The following is a 14363-nucleotide window of genomic DNA, read 5'->3' on the forward strand; positions in this document are numbered from 1 at the left end:
AGGATCATCCGGGTGTTTTCCGCTGTCGCGGCCCGGTAGGCCTCCAGGCTGCGCACAAAGGAATAAAACGCCGGGGCGCCCTTGAGGGCCTCGGCAAAGATCCCGGCAGCCTCGGCGTCGCCCTCGCCGCGCAACACATCGGCCTTGCGCTGGGCCTCGGCCAGGATCACCGTGCGCTCCCGGTCGGCGGCGGACTTGATCTTGTCCATCTCCTCCTGGCCTTCGGAGCGGTACAGCTTGGCCTCCCGGATGCGCTCCGAGCGCATGCGGTTGAAGATGGCCTGCTCGTTCTGGGGAGGCAAATCCGTGCGCTTGATGCGGACGTCCACTACCTCCAGGCCGTAGGGAGACAGCAGTTCGTTGGTCTTGGCCGTGACCAGGGCCATGATCTCCGGGCGCTTTTCCGAAACCAGTTCGTGCAGAGTGAACCGTCCGAGCACCACGCGCAGTTCGGCGTAAATGATGTCTTCAAGCCTGGCCTGGGCCCGCTGCTGGGTGCGCAGGGTGCGGTAGAAAAGCAGGGGATCGGTGATCCGCCACCGGGAATAGTTATCCACGACCATGGTCTTTTTGTCCTTGGTCAGGATCTCGGCGGCCTTCGTTCCGTAGTCCAGAATCCGTGAGTCAAAAAAGAGCACATTTTGCACGAAGGGCAGCTTGAAATGCAGTCCCGGTTCCTTGGTGTCGCTCACGGGTTTGCCCAGTTGCAGCACAATGGCCCGCTCGGTCTCGTCCACGACGAACATGCTTTGGCTTATGCCCACAACCGCGACCACGGCCACGACGATCAGGATGATGGAGGTTTTCGACATATCAGTTCCCTCCCTCCTGGCGCACGGTTTTCCCGGCCTCGGCCTCGGAACGCGGCGCGCGGCGCGACCCCGCCTCCAGGGGCAGGTACGGCACGGCCTGTTTGAGGGCCTCGTCGGAGAGGATGATCTTGTCCATGGCCGGATTTTTCAGGATCGTCTCCATGTTTTCCAGGTACAGGCGTTCCCGGGTGATCTCCGGGGCCTTGGCGTATTCGGCGGCCAGGGCGGCGAACCGGGAGGCCTCGCCCCTGGCCTTGAGCACGGATTGGTCCTTGTAGGCCTCGGCCTGGTTCTCCATGGCCGCAGCCAGCCCCCGGGCCTTGGGCAGGATGTCGTTGCGGTAGGCCTCGGCCTCATTGACCAGCCGGACCCGGTCCTCCCGGGCGCTGGCCACGTCCTTGAAGGCGTCGATGACGTCGCGCGGGGGATGCACGTCCTGGAGCTGCACGGCCACCACGTCGATGCCGCTTTCGTATTTGTCCATCATGCGTTGCAAAAGGGCCATGGAGGCGATCTGGATCTCCACCTTGCCGTCGGTCAGGGCGGAGTCGATCTTGTCGTTGCCGATGACCTCGCGCATGGCCGCCTCGGCGGCGTTTTTCAGGGTCTCGTCCGGGTTGTCCAGGCGAAACAGGTAGTTGATGGGGTCGTTGATCTGGTATTGGACGATGAACTGCACGTCCACGATGTTCTCATCTCCGGTGAGCATAAGCGATTCCTCGGGGACGTCGCGGAACTGCTGTCCCTGCCCCTCGCGGGTTCCCACGGTCCGGAAACCGACCTCGACGCGTCGCACCTGGGAGACCTTAGGCGTCTGGACGGTCTCGATGGGGTAGGGTAAATGATAATGCGGCCCAGGCCCCGTGGAATAGGCGTAGGCCCCGAAGCGCTGCACCACGCCTGTCTCGTCGGGCTCCACGATGTAGATGCCGCTGGCCAGCCACAAGACGGCCACGGCCAGGGCGATGATCTTGGGCCCGCCGGGGATGCGGCTTTTGAAATCCACAAGTCGTTTGAATTCGTCTCCGATGCGACCGAAGTCCGGAGGCGGGGGCCCTTGCCGACGTTTTTGCTCCTGGAGCTTTTCCCAATCCCAATTCATACTTCTTTGGATAGGGAAGAACGTGGATTAGGTCAAGGAAAGTTCGATTTCCTTTTATTTCGGGAAATTGGTTTCAAAAAGAGATGAGGGAGGCGTCGTGAAGGACATCCGGGCGGGGGTTTTTCGGGCCTACGACATTCGCGGCGTGGTGGGGGAGGATTTCGACCCCCAGTGGGTTTCGCGCCTGGGGCAGGCCGTGGGCACGTATTTTCGCCGCAAGGGGCTTTCGTGCGCCGTGGTCGGCCGGGACTGCCGGGAAAGCTCCCCGGAATACGCGGCCAGGATTGCGGCCGGGCTGCTGTCGACGGGCGTGGACGTCATCGCCGTCCACATGGTTCCCACGCCGGTTTTGTATTTTGCGGTGAAACACCTTGGGAAACGGGCCGGGGTCATGGTCACGGCCAGCCACAACCCACCGCAGTTCAACGGTTTCAAGATCTGGGCCGGGGAGGGCACCCTCCACACGGAGGAGATAACGGCCATCTTCCGGATCATGGCCGCCGGGGATTTCGCAAACGGCCGGGGCCTTTTGTCGGAGCACGACATCGCGCCCGCCTACCTGGAGCGCGTCACCCGGGATATCCGCCTGACCCGGCCGGTGTCGATAGTCGTGGACGGCGGCAACGGCGCGGCAGGGCCGCTCGCCGTCGCCGCATTGCGCCGGGCCGGGGCCGAGGTCACGCCGCTTTTTTGCGAACCCGACGGGACGTTTCCCAACCATCATCCCGATCCGGTGGTGGAGAAAAACACGCGGCAACTGGCGGCGAAGGTTCGCCAGGTGGGCGCGGATTTCGGCCTGGGCCTGGATGGGGATGGCGACCGGCTGGGGGTGGTGGACGAAAAGGGAACCCTGCTTTTCGGGGACCGGCTCCTGGCGCTTTTCGCCCGGGAGGTGCTGGCCGAACATCCCGGGGCCACGGTCATCGGCGAGGTCAAGTGCAGCCACCTGCTGTACAAGGACATCGCGGCCCACGGCGGCGTGTCGGTCATGGGCGCGGCCGGGCATTCGCTCATGAAGGAGGCCATGCGGCGCACAGGGGCGCTTCTGGCCGGGGAGATGAGCGGGCACCTGTTTTTTGCGGACCGCTATTACGGCTTTGACGACGCCACGTATGCGGCCCTGCGTCTGGCCGGGATCGTCAGCCGCTCGGCCGGGCCGGTGTCGGAGATGCTGGCCGACTGGCCGCAGACGGCCAGCACCCCGGAACTTCGCGTGGACTGCCCGGACGCGGCGAAGTTCGCGGTGGTCGCGCGGGCCATGGCCCATTTCCGGGGCACGGCCGAGATCATCGACGTGGACGGGGTGCGGCTGGTTTTTCCCGACGGTTGGGCGCTTGTGCGGGCCTCCAACACCCAGCCCGCGCTGGTTTTGCGCTTCGAGGCCGAGACCCCGGCCCGGCTGGCCGAGATCCGCCGTCTGGTGGAGGCGCCCCTGGCGGGGTGGATACGCGAGGCGACTGGCTGACTTGCCTTGCCCGCGTATGCGCATTAAATAAAGAAGAAACACGGGGAAGCCCCCCAAGGGACCGCCATGTCTCGCATGACACAGGATGGGCAAATCACGTTGCCGCTCGTTGTCCGCCGCAAACTGCGTTTGCGCCCGGGGGACGGCGTTCGGTTCCGCGTGAGCGGAGAAACGATCCTCGTGGAAAAAATCTTTCGCTCCAAGGCGAACCTGCGCGACTATCTCGGATTCCTTGGACATCTTGAGGGCCGGGAGCCTGATGCCCTTGTGACGGAGATGCGTGGTGGCAGTGATCCTCTCGGCGATTGACACCAACGTCTTGCTCGACGTGCTCATCCCGCATTCCCGGTTTGCCCTCGCATCCCTGGACTGCCTGGAATCCGCCGCAAAGGAAGGCTCGTTACTCATCGGCGAGATGGTCTTTGCCGAACTCTCCGCCCATTTTCCCTCGATAGCGGCGCTTCGTGGATTTCTCGAGGCCGGATCCATCGCCTACGTCCCGTCCGATCATGCGGCGCTGCACGGGGCGGGAATAGCCTGGAAAACGCTGTGCGCGAGGCGTGCAGCAAACGACGTCGCAACACCACGCCACGTCGTTGCCGACCTTCTTATCGGTGCGCACGCCCGCAGACATGCCCACAGGCTCATCACCCGGGACAGGGGGTTTTATCGCGATTATTTCCATGGACTGACGGTTTTTGATCCAAGCGTTGCCCAATCGCCCCGGTGACGTCTCTAGGCCGCGTTCCCCTCCCTTTACATCCGGGGCGAATCATCGCATCCTTGAAACATACCGGCATGACGTTTTCAGCCTGAGCGGCGCGGCAGGCACATAGTCCCGCGCTCCCCCACACTACGGACAGACCGCATGCGCAGCAAAAAATTCTGGATCATCATCGTCCTGTGTCTGGCGGCCGCGTTCGCGGCCTGGAAATATTTCGGCGGCCAGGACAAGGCCCCCAAGGTTCTGGCCGAGGCCGAGGTCCGCACCGGCAAGGTCCGCAAGGTCTTGGAGGCCACCGGCATCATCAAGGCCCAGGTGGGGGCCATCATCAAAATAGGGGCCCGGGCCACGGGAACCATCGAGGACATGCGGGTCAAGGTGGGGGATACGGTGCGCGCCGGGCAGGTCATCGCCCTGGTGGACTCCCGGGAGGACCGCTCCCGCCAAAACGAGGCCACGGCCCGTCTGGCCCGCGCCGAGGCCGAGCGCAAGCAGGTGGTCGAGGTCTATCCCAAACGCATCGCCGAGGCCGAGGCCGAACTGGCCCTGTCCCAGGCCAAACACGACTACGCCGCCACCAACCTCACGCGCCAGCAAAAGCTTTTCGCCCAGGAGCTGGTGTCCCGGGACGTCCTGGACCAGGCCCGGCGCGACGCCCTGGTGGCCAAAAACGAGCTGGCCGCCCGGGAGGTCACGCTCTCGCGCACCAAGACCGAATTCGAGAAGGAGCGCATCAAGGCTGAACGCTCAAAAGAGGAGGCCGAGGCCGCCCTGGTCACGGCCGAGACCAAGCTCACCTATTCGCGGGTCATAAGTCCCATCGACGGCGTGGTGTCCGTCGTCACCGTGCAGCAGGGCGAGACCGTGGTGGCCGGGCTTCAGGTGGCCAACCTGATCACCGTGCTCGACCCCACGAGGCTGGAGATGTGGATCTACGTGGACGAGACCGACGTGGGCCAGGTGGCGCCGGGCATGCGCGTGGAGTTTCGCGTGGACTCCATGCCCGGGGAGCTTTTCACCGGGGCCGTGGACCAGATCTATCCCTCCCCGGAGATTCGCGACAACATCGTCTATTACCAGGCCCTGGTGCGCCTGGACCCGGTCCAGTCCCGGAAGCTTCGGCCGGAGATGACCACCCACTGTCAGATCGTGGTCAAGGAGAAAACAGACGTGCTGGTCATTCCCAACGCGGCGCTCAAGTGGGTGGGCAACACCCAGGTGGTGTTCGTGGTGGAGGACAGGGGCCGGGTGCGCGAGACGCATCCCGAACTGGGGCTGGCCGGCTTAAACGAGACCGAGGTGGTCGGCGGCCTGGCGGCCGGGGACAAGGTGGCGGTGCAGATCGTGTTGCCGGGAACCCCGCGTCCGGCGGCCGGGTCCGGCCAGGGCGGCGGCGGTTCGGGCGGTTCCGGCGGGGCCGGGGGACGCCCCGGCGGTTCCGGGCCGGGCCGGTAGGCGGGGGGACAGCCATGGCCGATTCCCCCTCCCTTCCCGCGTCCGTAGCGCCCCCCGGGGCGGCCGCCGGGCCGGTGGTGCGCCTGGAGGACATTTCCAAGAGCTATCTTTTGGGCGACGTGCGTTCGCACGTCCTTCGCGACGTGACCCTGACCATCGCCACCGGGGAGTTCACGGCCATCCAGGGGCCGTCGGGGTCGGGCAAGTCCACGCTTTTGCACATCCTGGGGCTTCTCGACCGGCCCACGTCGGGAAACTATTTCTTGTGCGGCGAAAACGTGGCCAGCCTGGACGACGACGCCCTGTCCGCCCGGCGCAACGCTACCATCGGCTTCGTCTTTCAAAGTTTCTACCTCATCCCCTACGCCACGGCCCTGGACAACGTGCTTTTGCCCGGCATGTACGCCGACATCCCCAAACACGCCCTGCGCCAGCGCGGCCTGGCCCTGCTCGACCAGGTGGGCCTGGCCGACCGGGCCGGGCACAAGCCCTCGCAACTCTCGGGCGGCCAGCAGCAGCGGGTGGCCCTGGCCCGGGCGCTCATCAACAATCCCGACCTGATCCTGGCCGACGAGCCCACGGGCCAGCTCGATTCCAAGACCGGCGAGGAGATCATGGCCCTTCTGGCGGACATCAACGCCCGGGCCGGGAAAACCGTGCTGGTGGTCACCCACGACGACGCCACGGCGGCCCATGCCCGGCGCAGGATACTGGTCCATGACGGCCGGGTGGTCTGAGGCCGCGCATGCGGCGCGCCTGACCTGGCGCTGCCTGGGCATGGCCGTGACGGCCATCCTGGCCCAGAAGCTGCGCGGCGTCTTCGTGGCCAGCGCCGTGGCTCTGGGCATTGCGGCGCTGACGGTCATCGTGGCCTCGGTGGACGGGGCGCGGCAAAAAGCCCTGGAAATCGTGGAGTGGTTCGGCCCCAATGCGGTGATGGTCCTTGGCGGGGACATCGAGAACCGCCCCGTGGGCCAGCGCGTCCTGACCCTGACCTGGGACGACTCCCGGGCCATCGGCCGTTCCCTGCCCGGGGTCATGGCCGTGGTCCCCATGCGTTCCAAACCCTCGGTGGTCTTGCGGCACGAGGCCAAAAACGTGGTGGTCCCGGTGGTCGTGGGGGCCACGGAAAACTATGCCGACACCTGGGACTGGCCCCTGGACGAGGGCCGGGATCTGACGCTTGAGGACATCGAGCGGTCGGCCAAGGTCTGCCTCATCGGCGACGCCCCGGCCAAGGCCCTTTTCGGCGACGCCTCCCCCCTGGGCAAGACCATCCTGGTCCAGGATTTGCCGGTGCAGGTGGTGGGGCGGCTGGCCTACCGGGGATTCACGGGCGGCGGCGGGGACACCTCGGTGGACGACCGGATCATCATGCCCATCACCACCCTGACCCAGCGTTTCAACATGGACCGCAAGTATTTCCGGGGGCTTCGGGTCAAGTTCCACGACCCGTCGCTCATGGACGCCCATCTGGAGAATCTGAAATCCCTGTTGCGGCATCAGCACGGCATCGGTCCTGGCGAACCCGACGACTTTTCCCTGCTTTCGGCGGCGGACATCTTGAAGTTTTTGTCGGCGGTGACCGGCGGCATGACCGTCTTTCTGGGCGTCACGGCCGGGGTGGCCATCCTGGTGGGCGGGTTCGTGCTGGCCAACCTCATGTATTTGAGCGTGAGCGAACGGCGGGAGGAGATCGGGCTGCGCAAGGCGCTTGGCGCGCCGGGGTGGGCGGTGACGGTGCAGTTTTTGTGCGAGGCCTGCGTGCTGACGGTGGTCGGGGCGGTCTTCGGCATCGGCATCGGCATCGGGCTTGGGGAGATCCTCTCCAGCCTGGGGCTGCTCAAGCTCGTGTTGACGCCGAAAATCCCCCTCCTGTCGCTGGCGGCGGCCATCGCCATCGCGCTGCTTTTCGGGCTCAAACCCGCCCGCAAGGCCGCTTCGCTGGACCCCATCGAGGCCCTGCGCGGGGGCGGGGAGGGCTAGGAGGCGGCGTTGTGGACCGCGTCACGGGCGCCGTCCACAGCCCCTGCCGCGGCGCAGGCTGTCCGCGTAGCCCCCGGCCGGGTCAGCCCATGGCCCGGGCCTGCTCCAGGACATGCGGCGGCGGCGCGATCCCCCGGTAGGGCGACGGGTCGGTTTCGGCCGCGCAAATCTCCTCGAACGCCCGCCGCGCCCCGGCCGCGTCCCCGGCCTTGATCCGGGCCACGCCGCCCTGCAGGCGCATGCTCCACAGGAGGTGGGCCGCCTCGGGGAAATTCTCCAGGGAGATGTCCAGAAACCGCTGGCAGGCCGTAAACCCCAGATCGAAACAGCCGATGGCCCGGGCCGGGTTCTTCTCGACGTGCAGGGCCGCCATGCCCAGACCGTAGTAGATGCCGAACAGGCAGTAGGGCAGCCTTCCCCCCAGATCCTCGAAGTCCGTCGTCGCCTTAAGCCGCGCCGCCACGGCCGCTAGGTCGTCCAGGTCCAGGCCGTAGGCGGCCGAGACGGCCCGGCGCAGGCTGGGACCGATGCTTGCGCCCAGGGGGAAAAGCCCCAGGTTCGTCGCCCCGATCATGGCCCGGTATAAAAAGCCGATCATCACCGCGCCCTGTCCGGCCAGGCGTCCGGCGGCGTCCATCATATATTTGAGGATGACCAGGGGGTCGCGGCGCGGCAGAGGCTCCAGCCGAAAGGGGCGGTGCGAGGCGTGGGCGATGAGCTGGTGCCCCGAGCGCCCCACATGCACATGCTCGAAGGCGAAGCGGTCGAGAAGCTGGCGCAGGCCCTTTTCCGAGAAAAGGACCGTGTGGAAATGCGGGGATAAAATTCCCATCAGGGAGGCGGCGTTCGTCCCGGGGCTGACCATCTCGGCGTTGGGCGTGCCCAGGATCAGCACCCCGCCCGGGGCCAGCCGGGAGGCCAGCATCTCCACAAAGGCGGCTGGATCTCCAACATGCTCCAACACCTCGGAAGTGAAGACCACGTCAAGGCGGGCAGCCTTCAAGGCCGGGATGTTTTCCAGGTAGTCGTTGGAGATGGCCGCCCCCAGGGCGGCCTTTCCGGCCGCGCCCATGCGGGAGGGCTCCACGCCCACGGCCGACCAGCCCAGGACATGGGTGGCGAAATCCAGGGCGAAGCCGAAACCGCAGCCCACCTCCAGGAAGCGTCGGGAACCCGGCGCAAGGCGCAGGGAGACCAGGGGTTGCAGGATGCTGCCGATGCCTGCGCCGACCTCGACGTAGTACTGGATGTGCCGGTCGGTATAGAGGTTGTCGCTTTCAAAGGGGACGAAGGGATCGTAGAAATGGCTGCCGCAGCCCGAGCAGGTGTACAGGGAGAGGGTGTCGCCCGTAAGCGGGCTGGTCACGTCGAGCAAAAGGGTCTGGTGGTCCCGCGCGCCGCAGGCCGGACAGCAGGCCGTGCGGCCGGGTTCGTTCTTCCAGGCGATCATGGTGGCGCCTCGGTTTATGGGCCTTTCCCGGCGGCGTCCCAGGGGGGGCTAAAACGTCACCGGCCGGGTCCGCCGCCGCCAGGGGGCACGCCGGATCACACCGGCAGCTTCACCGTGAACGTGGTCCCCTTGCCCGGCGAGGAGGCATAGGCGATTTCGCCCTTGTGGTCCTCGACGATGCGCTGGCACACGGCCAGCCCCAGCCCCGTGCCGCTTTCCTTGGTGGTGCAGAAGGGCTCGAAGATGCGCCCGGCCACGTCCGGCGGGATGCCGCCCCCGGTGTCGGACACGCGCAGCACGGCGAAACCGTCCGCGAAATCCGTGGTGACCCGTATCTCGCCGCCGCCCGGCATGGCCTCGGCCGCGTTTTTCATCAGGTTGATGAGCACCTGACGCACCCGGTTGGGGTCGTGGGGCACGGCCGGGATGCCCGGCAGCGTCTCTGTGCGCACCGTGACCTGGCGGGCCTTGAGGCCTTCGGCCATCATCTTCGCCGTCTCCTCCACGGTGGTGTTGATATCCCCGAAATCGATATGCGGCGGCGCCGGGCGGCTGAAGTCGCGCACCTCGACCAGCAGGTTTTCCAGGCGCCCGGCCTCCTGCTCGATGATTTTCAGCTTCTCCACGTCCTTGTCGCCTTCGGGCAGGCGCTTGCGGACCTGCCTGGCGAAACCGGCCATGAGCATGAGCGGATTTTTGATCTCGTGGGAGATGTGGGCCGCCGCCTGGCCGATGGCCGCAAAACGCTCCGAGCGAATGAGCTTTTCCTGGGCCTTGACCAGTTCCTCCTTCTTGCGTTCGACCTCCGTGCCGAGCATTCGGGAGAAGCGCATGGAAAAATACATGGCCACAACGAACCCGAAAAACACCACGGCCTCGAAAAGCCCGACCAACAGCCATTCCCGCACCACCAGCCGTCCGATGAGCCCCTGCACCTCGGTCACCGGGGCGGCCAGACAGACCCCCCAGATGTTGTCCGGGTCGTCCGTGCCGGAGGGGTGCGCCGGACAAAACGCCGCCAGCTTCTTCATCTCCGAGATGACCCCCCGGTGCCACCCGGACATGTACCAGTCCGTCCCCGTCTGGCCCGTGAGGATGCGATCGCGCAGCAGGCTCTCGATGCGCGACCAGTCCAGGGACGGATTGCGCTCGCGCCTCGCCTCGATGGAATGCTGGCCCACAAAGCGGTCCTCGTAGTGGTCCAGGAAAAATCCCTGGTCGTCCACCACCCAGGCGTAGCCTGTGGCCCCGGATCGCACCCCCTGGGCGTATTCCCGGGCCACGGCCATGGCGTCCAGGACAAGGAGGATGGCCCCGGAGACGGCCGGGTCGCCGTCCTGGCCGGAAACCCCCACGGCCATGACCACCACCCGCTTTCCGGCGAAAGGCCCCGTGTCCGGGACCGTCACCCGGCCGGTAAAGGCCGATCCGGCCCGGGCCGGGTCGCGGGCGAAGGCCAGGGCCTGGGCCGGATCGATGCCGGCGTCTCCCTCAAGCTCCCCGCGGCCGTCGAACCACTTCGCAGGTCCGGTGTCGCCGCGGGCAAAGCCCATGGCCAGCACCTTCCAGTGCTTGAGCATCTGAAAGAAAGGCGGGATGGCCGCATACGGGTGCGCGGCGTCGGCCGGGGATTGCCGCCAGATGTCGGAAAGACTGTGCAGGCTGGTTTTGAGGAAAGTGAAGTGCTCGTCGATGTCGGCGGCGATCTTCTCAGCCAGGAGCAACTGCTGCCCGTTGAACTGGTCCGTGACGACCTGTTCGATCTCGTTTTTGGCCCGCCAGCCCATGAAGGCCACCACCGACGTCAGAATGACGAACAGGGCTATGGCGGCAGCCAGAAATTTTCGGGTCATGGTCTCCCTGCCGGTCTTGGTCCGGGTCTCTTCCAAGTACCCGGAATCGCCCGATGACGCAACAACGTCGGCCTCTGTTCCAAAGGGTGCGGCCTGGTCCGCCTGCCGCGTGCGCGCGCTTTCCCTTGCCAAGGGCGTCCGGCCCGGATACCCCCCGTCTCAGGGAGACGACACGCATGCACATGGAAAAAGGAAGCATCATCGATATCGAGGTGTCCAAGCTGGCCTTTGGCGGCAAGGGGTTGGCCCGGGTGGACGGATTCGTGGTTTTTTGCGACCGGGCGTTGCCCGGCCAGACGGTGCGGGCCGAGGTGAACACCGTGCGCAAGGGATTCGCCGAGGCCCGGCTTCTGGAGGTGCTGACCCCCTCCCCCAAGCAGGTCGAGCCGTTTTGCAAGCATTTCGGCCAATGCGGCGGCTGTTCGTGGCAGGATCTGGACTATGCCGAGCAGCTTTTCTGGAAGCGCGAGCAGGTGGCCGAGAGCCTGCGCCACCTGGCCGGGATCGCCGACGTGACCGTGGCCGCCACCGTTCCTTCGCCTGTGACCCGCCACTATCGCAACAAGATGGAATTCGCCTTTGCCGGGTCCCTGCATCTGGGGCTTTATGAGCGAAACGCCCCGGGGCGGGTGTGCGACGTGACCGGATGCGGGCTTTTATCCAAAAAAGGCGCGGCCATGCTCAATGCCGTCCGGGACTACTGCCGGACGTTCGGCCAGCCCGCCTACGACCACAAAACCGGCAAGGGCCTGTGGCGGCACCTGATCATCCGCGAGGCCCAGGCCACAGGCCAGACCATGGTCCAGCTCATCACCTCGCCCCGGGGCGATGCGGCCAAGGCCGCGCAAGGCCTTTCGGATCATCTGGCGGCGGCCTTCCCGGACCTGACCACCTTCGTACATTCCACCCGGCAGGCCAAGGTCGCCCTGGCCGTGGGGGAGCGCATCGAATCGGCCACAGGCCAGGGGTTTATCGAAGAGCGGTTGGGGAAGACCGTGTTTCGCATTTCCCCGGACTCCTTTTTCCAGACCAACTCCCTGGGCGCGCAGAAGCTCTACGACACGGCCATGGCCGCCGCCGGGCTCACCGGGACGCAGACCGTGTGGGATCTGTATTGCGGTTCGGGGGGCATCGCCCTGTATGCGGCGGCCCGGGCCAAACAGGTCATCGGCGTGGACTCCTCGGCCATGAGCATCCGCGACGCCAAGGCCTCAGCCGGGGAAAACGGGCTGGTCAATTGTGAATTCGTCAAGGGCGACGTGCGCCAAAGCCTGGAGTCGCTGCGGATCAAAAAGCCCGACGTGGTTTTCCTGGACCCGCCCAGGTCCGGAACCCATCCCGAGGTGCTGGCCGCCCTGCGGCTGTTGCGGCCGGGGCGCGTGATCTACGTCTCCTGCAATCCCTCCACCCTGGCCCGGGACGCGGCCGCGCTTTTGGGCGACTACCGGATGGATGTCGTCACCCCGGTGGACATGTTCCCCCACGGCCCGCACATCGAATGCGTGCTGGGACTGGTGCGCGCGGACGCGCCCTCAACCCGGAAATAAGGCGGCGGGGGCGGAACGAGGCGGCCGGGCGAAGGCGTCCCGGCCGCCGTTGGCCCGGGGGCCGGTGCGGCCGGGGATGTTCCGGAGGGATGGTCCGGGGCTATCCGAAGAACAGGGGCCAGAAAAAGGCGCTTTGGCAGGCCAGGGCGGCCACGGCCAAACCCACCGCCGCGACCAGAGCCCATTTCATGCGCAGGGCGTAGGAACTAAACGAGGTGACGCCCCACAGGGCCAGGGCCAGGGCCCACAGGGCCAGGGAGGCGGCCATGCTCCAAAAAAGCATGTCCGTGGCGGCGTGGACCGCCGCGAAGGGCCACAGGCCGTTATAAATGTGCCCCAGGGCGGCCAGATGCACAAGCCCTGCGAAAAGGGCCCAGCGGGCGGCCAGCTTCAGGGTGAATCCGTAATAGTCCCGGCCGAAGTCGTCCTTGTTGCGCCGGGCCACCAGATACAGTCCGCCGCAGCCCCCGGCCAGACACAGGGCCAGGGTCAGGGTTTCCAGCAGGATGGGCCAGAAAAAGGCGTTTTGGGGCGGCACGAAAAAATCCCAGCCCGACAGGGGCAGGGGGGTATGCAGGGAAAAAAGCCGGAAGGTCGAGACCAGGGCGTAGAGCGCGGCGAAAAAGGCCAGTCCCGAGGCGATGCCGATGAGGGAATGGACGGATTTGCTGTTTTTCATGCCCTGCCACAGGCCCCGGTAGACCAGAAAAAGGATCGCGCCGAGAAGAAGCGGGGCCGTCAGGGGGATCACGGGCAGGGGCCAGGCAAGGAAGAACGCGGCGCTTTCCGGGGCGGCGAAGGGCAGGGAAGCGGCGGCCAGGATGGTCAGCAAAAAGACGTATCCGCCGCCGAGCAGGGCGAAGGTGGTGGTCTGCTGGCCGAACTTGTCCAGAAAGATTTTTATCCGCTTGGTCTTGAAAAAGCCGCCCGAGGCGCTGACCAGGGGCATGCCGGCCGCAGCCAGGGCCAGGGCCAGGTGGGGGGCGAGTAGGATCACCGTGACGTAAAAGGCGACATCTCCGACAGGCAGGGGCATGCGATGCGCTCTCCATTTGAGTCGTGTGCGAGGTGCGGCGGCGCCGCAACTACCGGCCTTGCGCCGGTTTTCTTGCCCTAAATCGGGCGGTGATGCAAGACGCATCGGCAACGGCGGGAAAATCCGCCGCACGCGGAAATGCCGCCGGGCGGGGAATGCGGCTTGCCAATTTTCCCCATGTCGCTTATCCGTGCAATAAGATATGGGAAAAAGGGCGAAAATACCACCTTTCGGCGTGTTGCGCAGGCTCTTGCCCCGGCCGCTCCCGGCGGCATGGGGAAGAGGGTGTTTTTTGGCGCTTGTGGTTCTGTCTTTCGCCGGGTGCCGGACCACCGGTCCCATCGCCCAGTCCAGCACGGATTTTCGCCTGCAAAACATCGAGGCGGCCCTGGTCAAGATCCAGGGCGAGGTCCAGGCCCTGGAGTCCAAGCAGGCCGAGGGCGACAAGAACTGGGGCGAGGTGCGGACCAAGCTTGACGAGCTGGCCCTGCTGTTGCGCTCCCGCACCGGCGCGGCCGGGGCCGCGTCCGTCCAGGATGCGCCGCCGCCCTGGGCCGGACAGCCCATGGCCGCCAACCATGCCGCCGCATCAAAGGCGGCTGCCGGGCCGGGCGAAAAAAACGCCGCGCCGTACGCGCCTCCCGGCAAATCCGCAGCCTCCTCCGCTCAAAACGGCAAGGGACAACCCGCGCCGTCGTCCGATGTCGGGCGTCCCTTCCCGGCCACCCCGCCCGGCCAGACGGCCCAGGCCGTCCAGGCCGCCGCTTCGGCCGCGCCCACGCCTCCCCCGGCGCAAAAAAATCAGGAACCCACGCCGCCAAGCCCGGCCGCCGAACTGGCTGCGGCGGGTCTGTCCGCCCCGGCCCCGGTGTCTGCGGTCGACCCGAATGCCAAGATCATCGTGCTCACGGCCAGCGACGACAACGACTTCGT

General features: G+C 66.2%; 12 protein-coding genes and 1 pseudogene. 8 read left to right on the forward strand and 5 right to left on the reverse strand.

Translation table 11 applies throughout. The features are described from left to right. Together hflC and hflK are read right to left on the reverse strand one after the other, a co-directional pair. The coding region (hflC, locus tag V3572_RS13670) for a protease modulator HflC (RefSeq protein ID WP_332111570.1) at positions 1–812 on the reverse strand (812 nt) is incomplete at its 3' end. A gap of 1 nt (position 813) precedes the next feature. Then, complete coding sequence (gene hflK, locus V3572_RS13675; protein ID WP_332111571.1) at positions 814–1914, reverse strand: FtsH protease activity modulator HflK; 1101 nt, start codon at positions 1912–1914, stop codon at positions 814–816. Between the two features lie 97 nt (positions 1915–2011). Here hflK and V3572_RS13680 point away from each other — a divergent pair, with 97 nt between their 5' ends. From V3572_RS13680 to V3572_RS13705, 6 genes are all read left to right on the forward strand, one after another. Next, on the forward strand, positions 2012–3379 hold the full coding sequence (locus tag V3572_RS13680; protein WP_332111572.1) for a phosphomannomutase/phosphoglucomutase: 1368 nt from the start codon (positions 2012–2014) through the stop codon (positions 3377–3379). Between the two features lie 66 nt (positions 3380–3445). Then, positions 3446–3688 carry an AbrB/MazE/SpoVT family DNA-binding domain-containing protein gene (locus V3572_RS13685; RefSeq protein WP_332111573.1) on the forward strand — a complete coding sequence of 81 codons (243 nt, stop codon included), beginning with the start codon at positions 3446–3448 and terminating at the stop codon, positions 3686–3688. After that, positions 3660–4109 carry a type II toxin-antitoxin system VapC family toxin gene (locus V3572_RS13690; RefSeq protein WP_332111574.1) on the forward strand — a complete coding sequence of 150 codons (450 nt, stop codon included), beginning with the start codon at positions 3660–3662 and terminating at the stop codon, positions 4107–4109. The genes V3572_RS13685 and V3572_RS13690 overlap by 29 nt, the downstream gene beginning before the upstream one ends. Before the next feature lie 138 nt (positions 4110–4247). Next, positions 4248–5558 carry an efflux RND transporter periplasmic adaptor subunit gene (locus tag V3572_RS13695; protein ID WP_332111575.1) on the forward strand — a complete coding sequence of 437 codons (1311 nt, stop codon included), beginning with the start codon at positions 4248–4250 and terminating at the stop codon, positions 5556–5558. Positions 5559–5572: 14 nt separating this feature from the next. Continuing rightward, positions 5573–6295, forward strand: coding sequence for an ABC transporter ATP-binding protein (locus tag V3572_RS13700; RefSeq protein WP_332111576.1), 723 nt, complete (start codon positions 5573–5575; stop codon positions 6293–6295). Then, positions 6276–7544: an ABC transporter permease gene (locus V3572_RS13705; protein ID WP_332111577.1), complete on the forward strand. Its 1269-nt coding sequence runs from the start codon at positions 6276–6278 to the stop codon at positions 7542–7544. The genes V3572_RS13700 and V3572_RS13705 overlap by 20 nt, the downstream gene beginning before the upstream one ends. 82 nt (positions 7545–7626) lie before the next feature. Here V3572_RS13705 and V3572_RS13710 read toward each other — a convergent pair whose 3' ends face one another. Further along, positions 7627–8994 carry a class I SAM-dependent methyltransferase gene (locus tag V3572_RS13710; protein WP_332111578.1) on the reverse strand — a complete coding sequence of 456 codons (1368 nt, stop codon included), beginning with the start codon at positions 8992–8994 and terminating at the stop codon, positions 7627–7629. Positions 8995–9089: 95 nt separating this feature from the next. After that, entirely contained in the window at positions 9090–10847 is a 1758-nt protein-coding gene (locus V3572_RS13715; RefSeq protein ID WP_332111579.1) for a sensor histidine kinase, read from the reverse strand. A gap of 176 nt (positions 10848–11023) precedes the next feature. Between V3572_RS13715 and rlmD the strand changes: the two genes are divergently transcribed. Beyond that, positions 11024–12394: a 23S rRNA (uracil(1939)-C(5))-methyltransferase RlmD gene (rlmD, locus tag V3572_RS13720; protein WP_332111580.1), complete on the forward strand. Its 1371-nt coding sequence runs from the start codon at positions 11024–11026 to the stop codon at positions 12392–12394. A 100-nt stretch (positions 12395–12494) separates the two neighbouring features. Here rlmD and V3572_RS13725 read toward each other — a convergent pair whose 3' ends face one another. Further along, positions 12495–13430, reverse strand: a complete 936-nt coding sequence (locus V3572_RS13725; protein WP_332111581.1) for a hypothetical protein — start codon at positions 13428–13430, stop codon at positions 12495–12497. A 292-nt stretch (positions 13431–13722) separates the two neighbouring features. On the opposite strand from V3572_RS13725, the pseudogene V3572_RS13730 reads away from it, so the two are divergent. Then, a pseudogene (locus V3572_RS13730) lies at positions 13723–14363 on the forward strand (hypothetical protein); the annotation flags it as partial.

This window comes from Desulfolutivibrio sp., assembly GCF_036584575.1.
Taxonomy (GTDB): Bacteria; Desulfobacterota; Desulfovibrionia; order Desulfovibrionales; family Desulfovibrionaceae; genus Desulfolutivibrio.